This window comes from Klebsiella sp. Ech2A, from assembly GCF_030078455.1.
Taxonomy (GTDB): Bacteria; Pseudomonadota; Gammaproteobacteria; order Enterobacterales; family Enterobacteriaceae; genus Klebsiella; species Klebsiella terrigena.
In genome coordinates this window covers 1-6,102 of sequence record NZ_JAQGFU010000235.1, presented here as the reverse complement: position 1 = coordinate 6,102, position 6,102 = coordinate 1, and the positions used below count along the sequence as shown (strand labels likewise).

Sequence of the window (6,102 nt, the reverse complement as noted above, 5' to 3'; positions counted from 1 at the left end):
GGGCAGGCCAAAGCCGGTGACCGCCATGCCGATACCGGCGCCGATCAGGGTGCCGAAGCTGTAGAAGCCGTGCATCATCGGCAGCACGGTTTTATTCATTTCACGTTCGACGGCGGCGCCTTCGACGTTAATTGCCACCTCTGCCGAACCGAAGCTGGCGCCAAAAATCGCCAGCCCGATGGCAAACAGGGTCGCCGAAGCGAACCACAGCGCGACGCTCAGCACCGCCATGCCCACCACCGCGCAGGACATGGTGGTGCGAATAACCTTGCGGGTGCCGAAGCGCTTAACCAGCCACGCTGAGCAGAGAATGCCGCTCATGGAGCCAATCGACAGGCCAAACAGGACGATGCCCATTTCCGCCGTCGATAGCGCCAGCAGATCGCGAATTGCCGGCGTGCGCGTGGCCCATGAGGCCATCAGTAATCCGGGGATAAAGAAGAACATAAATAGCGCCCATAGCCGAAGCTGGAGGGCTCTGCGGGAGTTTTGCGCTGTCATCCGTAAACGCCAGTGAAGAGAAGATGCAGACAACACTAGCAAGTTTGTGTACATTTGTACATATACCGGATGGCCTTCAGGTTAGCGAATAGTTGGCTATCGTTATTCCCATCATGATCTGTGAGTGGGGAGCAATGAAAAGAGATAAATATGGCCCGTCGACCGAACGACCCCCAGCGTCGGGAGCGCATTTTGAACGCGACCCTGGACACGATTGCCACCCACGGTATTCATGCGGTCACGCACCGTAAGATTGCCTGCTGCGCCGAAGTCCCGCTGGGTTCGCTGACCTACTATTTCAGCGGCATAGACGCGCTGATTGAGGAGGCATTTTGCACTTTTACCGTCGAGATGTCCGCCCAGTATCAGCAGTTTTTTGCCGAGGTGGGCAGTCGCGATGAGGCCTGCGACGCCATCGCCGAACTTATTTTTAGCGCCCAGGTGACCACCGCGCGCAACATGGAGCTGATGTACCAGCTGTATGCCTTCTGCAGCAGCCGTCCGGCGCTCAAGTCGGTGATGCAGAGCTGGATGCAACGCAGCCAGCAGACGCTGGAGCAGTGGTTCGAACCGCAGACCGCCCGCGGGCTGGACGCGTTTATTGAGGGCATGACCCTGCATTTCGTGACCGATAGCGCGCCGCTGTCAAAAGAGGCCATTCGCCTGATGGTCGGCCGCCTGGCCGGGGAGGCGTAGCGCCATCGAAATGTCTTTTCAGGATAAAAAGTTAAACACTGGCATTCTCTGTGCTGATTAATTCCTTGTATCTTATGGGATCATCATCTGAGATTGCTTGATTTATTTAGGGGGGCATATGAGTTTAAGAGTGACAACGCAGCAGGTGGATAGCTGGAAGAAACGCATTCAGCGGGACGGTTTGAAAGGTTCTACCTACTTTTGTCAGCAGGGTGGGAGCGTGTGGGTTTCAGCATCTGTTGATCACCAGGCTATTTGTCAGCGAGTTTTAGGCAGAGATTCAGGAACTAGTTCTTTGTCGAGTTATTTGCGCTGGGATGATGTTGGTGCGGTTGATTTGGTTGAATTGTTGTACGCGATTGAAACGGCATAAAACAAAGACCTATGGCAGCATGCCAAAAGCGCTGCCGCCATTCTGTCGCCTCCTGCATCAAGCTAATGTTCTAACTAGCTGATTTAAAAAGGTGTGAATTTCAGGCAACAAAAAACCCATCAACCTTGAACCTAAGTGGCGGGGTTGATGGGCTCCACAAAATGGGGACATCAAAGAAAAGCAGTGGCACTACTTATGACTGATGCCCGTAAGAAAAGTTCTGCCGATGCGCATTTTTTTCGCAAAAAATTACTGAAGCCCTGGCCAGATGATGACAATCAGCGTCCCGGCGAGGGTCAGCAGCACGTTGGCTATTGCGTAGGTTCCCGCATATCCCAGCGCCGGAATGTTGCTGCGCGCGGTGTCGCTGATAATCTCCATCGCCGGCGCGCAGGTCCGCGCCCCCATCATCGCGCCAAACAGCATTGCGCGGTTCATGCGCAGAACGTAGGCGCCGAACAGGAAGCAGATAACTACCGGTACCAGGCTGACCACCAGGCCCGCCGCCAGCATCTGTCCGCCGACGGCGCCGAGGCCGTGGCCAATCCCGGCGCCGGCGCTCAGGCCGACCCCGGCCATAAAGACCATCAGGCCGAACTCCTTCACCATATTCAGCGCCCCCTGCGGGATGTAGCCGAAAGTAGGGTGGTTGGCCCGCAGGAAGCCGAGCATGATCCCGGCGAACAGCAGCCCCGCGGCGTTGCCGATCCCGAAGCTGAACGAGCTGAACTGGAAGGTGATCATCCCGATCATCAGGCCGACGATGAAAAAGGCGCAGAAGGCGAGCAGGTCGGTGACCTGGCTGTGAATCGAGATAAAGCCGATGCGGTCGGCCACGGTTTTTACCCGTCGCGCGTCGCCGCTGACCTGCAGAACGTCGCCTTTGTTGAGCACCACGTTGTCGTCAATCGGCATCTCAATCTGGCTGCGGATCACGCGGTTTAAGAAACAGCCGTGATCGGTCAGCTTCAGCTGGGCGAGACGGCGGCCCACCGCGTTGTGGTTTTTCACCACGATCTCTTCGGTGACGATGCGCATATCCAGCAGATCGCGGTCGAAGACCTCTTTGCCGTTGCGAAAGCTGGGGTCGAGGCGGGCGTGGGCGTCCGGATAGCCCACCAGCGCGATATCATCCCCTTTCTGCAGCACCGCATCGCCGTCCGGGTTTGCCAGAATACCGTTACGCCGAATGCGTTCGATATAGCAGCCGGTCTGACGGTAGATGCCCAGCTCGCGCAGATTTTTACCGTCCGCCCAGGCCACCAGCTCCGGGCCAACGCGATAGGCGCGGATCACCGGCAGATAGACCTTGCGCTTGGAGTCGGTATCCAGCCCGCGCTCGCGGGCAATCTGCTGGGCGCTGGTTTGCAGATCCTGATGCTGCAGCTTGGGCATATAGCGCGCGCCGACGATCAGGCTCACCAGGCCAACCAGGTAGGTCAGGGCATAGCCGAGGCTCAGATGATCGAGCGAAAGCGCCAGCTGGTCGGCGGGCAGGCCGAAGTGGCGCAGCGTGTCGCCAGCGCCCACCAGCACCGGCGTGGAGGTCATGGCGCCGGCGAGCATCCCGGCGGTCAGGCCGATATCCCAGCCGAAGATTTTACCCAGCCCTAAGGCCAGCAGCATCGCGCTGCCGACCATCACCAGGGCGAGCATCAAATAGTTTTTCCCGTCGCGGAAAAAAATAGAAAAAAAGTTGGGGCCGGCTTCGACGCCGACGCAAAAAATAAACAACATAAAGCCCAGATTCAGCGCATCAGTGTTAATACTGAAATGCTGCTGGCCTAATAATAAGGAAACCACTAAAACGCCAATGGAATTACCAAGTTGTACTGACCCGAGGCGCAGTTTCCCGAGACAGAGACCGAGTGCAAGGACAACGAATAATAACAGGATGTAATTCCCGTTTAACAAATCTGCGACGTTTATATTCACGAAAACCAACTTCTCATTTACTAGTAAGTTGTTGAAGGAAATGGTTATTTGGTCTAAGGTTGCTCCAGTGTTCGCGTTGTCCCGAACCCTATTCTGGCATCCCGTTATAACCGGCAAAAATATAGTCGATAGTTTAATCCTTCCTGGATGCTGCGGCTAGTCACAATCGTATTTACTCCGGCGGGAGCCTTTATTGGCATGGATTGCCAGAATGCTTTATCTGACTGGGCTAATTGGAAGTGGGTTAGAGGCAGAATCAGGAGGATGTTGTGAAAGCTGAGCGTGCCTGGACGGGTGCCGTCTGCGGATTTTTTCTGTTTATCGTGGTCTGTTTATTGCTGTTGCTGCATATGAAAGGCGCCTTTCGGGCTGGCGGTAACCCCGAGCTCGGGCTGCTGCTTTTTTTGCTGCCCGGCGCGCTGGCGAGCTCTCTCTCTCCGGGACGACGCGTGATACTGCCGCTGGTCGGCGCAATGCTGGCGGCGCCGGTTTGCCTGGCGATGATGCGGATTTTCTTTGTTACTCAACGGACGTTCTGGCAGGAGCTGGCGTGGCTGTTTAGCGCGGTATTCTGGTGCGCGCTCGGCGCGCTGTGCTTTATGTTTATCTGCGCCTGGATCGATACCAGACGCAGCAACTCATCGGAGCATTAAACCGTCTCAGGCAAACAGGCCGAGGTTCTCTTTGGCCCAGGCTTCAAAGTCGGTGCAGCCGCCGATGTGCTTCTGATCGACAAAAATCTGCGGCACGGTTTCAACGGGTTTACCTACGGTCTTTTCCAGATCGCTTTTGCTGATGCCCTCAGCGTGAATATCAACGTAGCGGTAGTTAAAATCGTCGCGCTCGTTGGTCAGTTTTTCAGCCAGCTCTTTGGCACGGACGCAATAGGGGCAACCTGGACGACCAAAAATTACGGTAAACATTATTTCTCTCCTTAAATCTCAGCCGGATGGCGAATGACCGCTATGATGCCGCGTTCTGCCAACGAGTAAAAGAAGGTTCTGCCTTTTGCTTCGATGGTTTAAGGCTATGTTTGATAAATGACTTTGCTTTTAAACCGTTATACTAACCTCGTTGCGCGACGATTTTTTGCTTCGCCGCGCTAAGCCCACGGACCGGAGGAGAGCGATGCGATCGCCCGCTGTGTTACCCAAAAGCGTTCTGGTGATAGAGATCGTCGGCATCGTACTGCTGACGCTGGCCTGGCTCTCGCTTAATCAGTACCTGCAGCTGCCGGCGCCTTTTGCCAGCCCAACCGCTGCGCTAATCATGATCTTTGCCGGCGTCCTGCTGATGATCCCGGCCGCCATCGCGCTGGTATGGCGGATGGCGAAGATCGTTGCTCCCCAGCTAACCGAAAGCAAAAAAAAACCTTCTTCATTGTCAGACAGAGAAAAACGAGATGACGCCGACCATTGAGCTGCTGTGTAGCCACCGCTCCATTCGCCACTTTACCGACGCACCGGTCAGCGAGGAGCAGCGCGCGGCGATTATTGCCAGCGCGCAGGGAGCCTCCAGCTCCAGCTTTTTACAGTGTACTTCGATTATTCGCATTACCGACCCGCGCCTGCGCGAGCAGTTGGCGGCGATGAGCGGCGGCCAGCAGCACGTGGTGCAGGCGGCGGAGTTTTGGCTATTCTGCGCCGACTTTAACCGCCTGCTGCAGATTTGCCCGGACGCCCAACTGGGCCTCGCGGAGCAGCTCCTGCTTGGCGCCGTCGATACCGCGATGCTGGCGCAAAATGCGCTGGTGGCCGCGGAGTCGCTGGGCCTTGGCGGGGTCTATATCGGCGGCATTCGCAACAGCATTGAGGCGGTGACCGAGCTGCTGAACCTGCCGCAGCACGTTCTGCCGCTGTTTGGCATGTGTCTCGGCTGGCCGGCCGATAATCCGGACGTCAAGCCGCGCATGCCGGCGGCGATGCTGGTCCATGAAAACGGCTATCAGCCGGTCGATGACGACCTGCTGGCCCAGTATGATGAGCAGCTGGCGCAGTACTACCTGTCGCGCAGCAGCAACGCGCGCCGGGATACCTGGAGCGACCATATCCGCCGCACCATCATTAAAGAGAGCCGCCCGTTTATTCTCGACTATCTGCATAAGCAGGGCTGGGCAACGCGCTGATTGCGTGTAAACTGCAGCCGGACTGGCATCCGGGCGTTGCGTCAGGCCAGCGCGAATGTTGAGACTTGTCAGCTATCAACGGCCCGTCTGAACGGGCCTTTTTGCCGAGGTGCAGGGTGAAAATTGCCATATTATCCCGGGATGGGACGCTCTATTCATGTCGCCGCCTGACTGAAGCCGCGCACAAATGCGGCCACCAGGTGGAAATCCTCGATCCGCTCTCCTGCTATATGAACGTCAGTCCGGTGGCCTCATCGATCCACTATAAAGGCCGCCAGCTGCCGCATTTCGATGCGGTGATCCCGCGCATCGGCTCGGCCATTACCTATTACGGTACCGCCGCGCTGCGCCAGTTCGAGCTGCTGGGCAGCTATCCGCTGAATGAATCCGTCGCCATTACCCGCGCGCGCGACAAGCTGCGCTCGCTGCAGCTGCTGGCGCGTCAGGGGATCGACCTGCCGCTGACCGGTAT

General features: G+C 56.9%; 8 protein-coding genes and 1 pseudogene. 6 read left to right on the top strand and 3 right to left on the bottom strand.

Annotated elements, in window-relative coordinates; translation table 11 throughout:
* Window positions 1–501, bottom strand: a 501-nt coding sequence (locus PFH44_RS24080) for an MFS transporter (protein WP_463671571.1), incomplete at its 3' end; no start/stop codon positions are given.
* 150 nt (window positions 502–651) lie between these two features.
* Between PFH44_RS24080 and PFH44_RS24075 the strand changes: the two genes are divergently transcribed.
* Both PFH44_RS24075 and PFH44_RS24070 read left to right on the top strand, forming a co-directional pair.
* The gene (locus PFH44_RS24075; RefSeq protein ID WP_283826390.1) at window positions 652–1,197 is read left to right on the top strand and encodes a TetR/AcrR family transcriptional regulator; all 546 of its coding nucleotides are present in this window, start codon (window positions 652–654) and stop codon (window positions 1,195–1,197) included.
* A 118-nt stretch (window positions 1,198–1,315) separates the two neighbouring features.
* Window positions 1,316–1,570 (top strand): hypothetical protein, encoded by a 255-nt coding sequence (locus PFH44_RS24070; RefSeq protein WP_283826389.1) that lies wholly within the window; start codon window positions 1,316–1,318, stop codon window positions 1,568–1,570.
* Window positions 1,571–1,819: 249 nt separating this feature from the next.
* On the opposite strand, the gene PFH44_RS24065 is transcribed toward PFH44_RS24070, so the two are convergent.
* Complete coding sequence (locus PFH44_RS24065; protein WP_283826388.1) at window positions 1,820–3,505, bottom strand: aspartate:alanine antiporter; 1,686 nt, start codon at window positions 3,503–3,505, stop codon at window positions 1,820–1,822.
* Between the two features lie 269 nt (window positions 3,506–3,774).
* Here PFH44_RS24065 and ybjM point away from each other — a divergent pair, with 269 nt between their 5' ends.
* Window positions 3,775–4,158 (top strand): inner membrane protein YbjM, encoded by a 384-nt coding sequence (gene ybjM / locus PFH44_RS24060; RefSeq protein WP_283826387.1) that lies wholly within the window; start codon window positions 3,775–3,777, stop codon window positions 4,156–4,158.
* A 6-nt stretch (window positions 4,159–4,164) separates the two neighbouring features.
* Here ybjM and PFH44_RS24055 read toward each other — a convergent pair whose 3' ends face one another.
* Entirely contained in the window at window positions 4,165–4,428 is a 264-nt protein-coding gene (locus tag PFH44_RS24055; RefSeq protein WP_004859945.1) for a GrxA family glutaredoxin, read from the bottom strand.
* A 205-nt stretch (window positions 4,429–4,633) separates the two neighbouring features.
* Here PFH44_RS24055 and PFH44_RS24050 point away from each other — a divergent pair, with 205 nt between their 5' ends.
* From PFH44_RS24050 to PFH44_RS24040, 3 genes and pseudogenes are all read left to right on the top strand, one after another.
* Complete coding sequence (locus tag PFH44_RS24050) at window positions 4,634–4,924, top strand: YbjC family protein (RefSeq protein WP_283826386.1); 291 nt, start codon at window positions 4,634–4,636, stop codon at window positions 4,922–4,924.
* Complete coding sequence (gene nfsA, locus PFH44_RS24045; RefSeq protein ID WP_045854608.1) at window positions 4,908–5,630, top strand: nitroreductase NfsA; 723 nt, start codon at window positions 4,908–4,910, stop codon at window positions 5,628–5,630. Before PFH44_RS24050 ends, nfsA begins: the two co-directional genes overlap by 17 nt.
* Before the next feature lie 116 nt (window positions 5,631–5,746).
* Window positions 5,747–6,102: pseudogene (locus PFH44_RS24040) on the top strand (30S ribosomal protein S6--L-glutamate ligase); the annotation flags it as partial.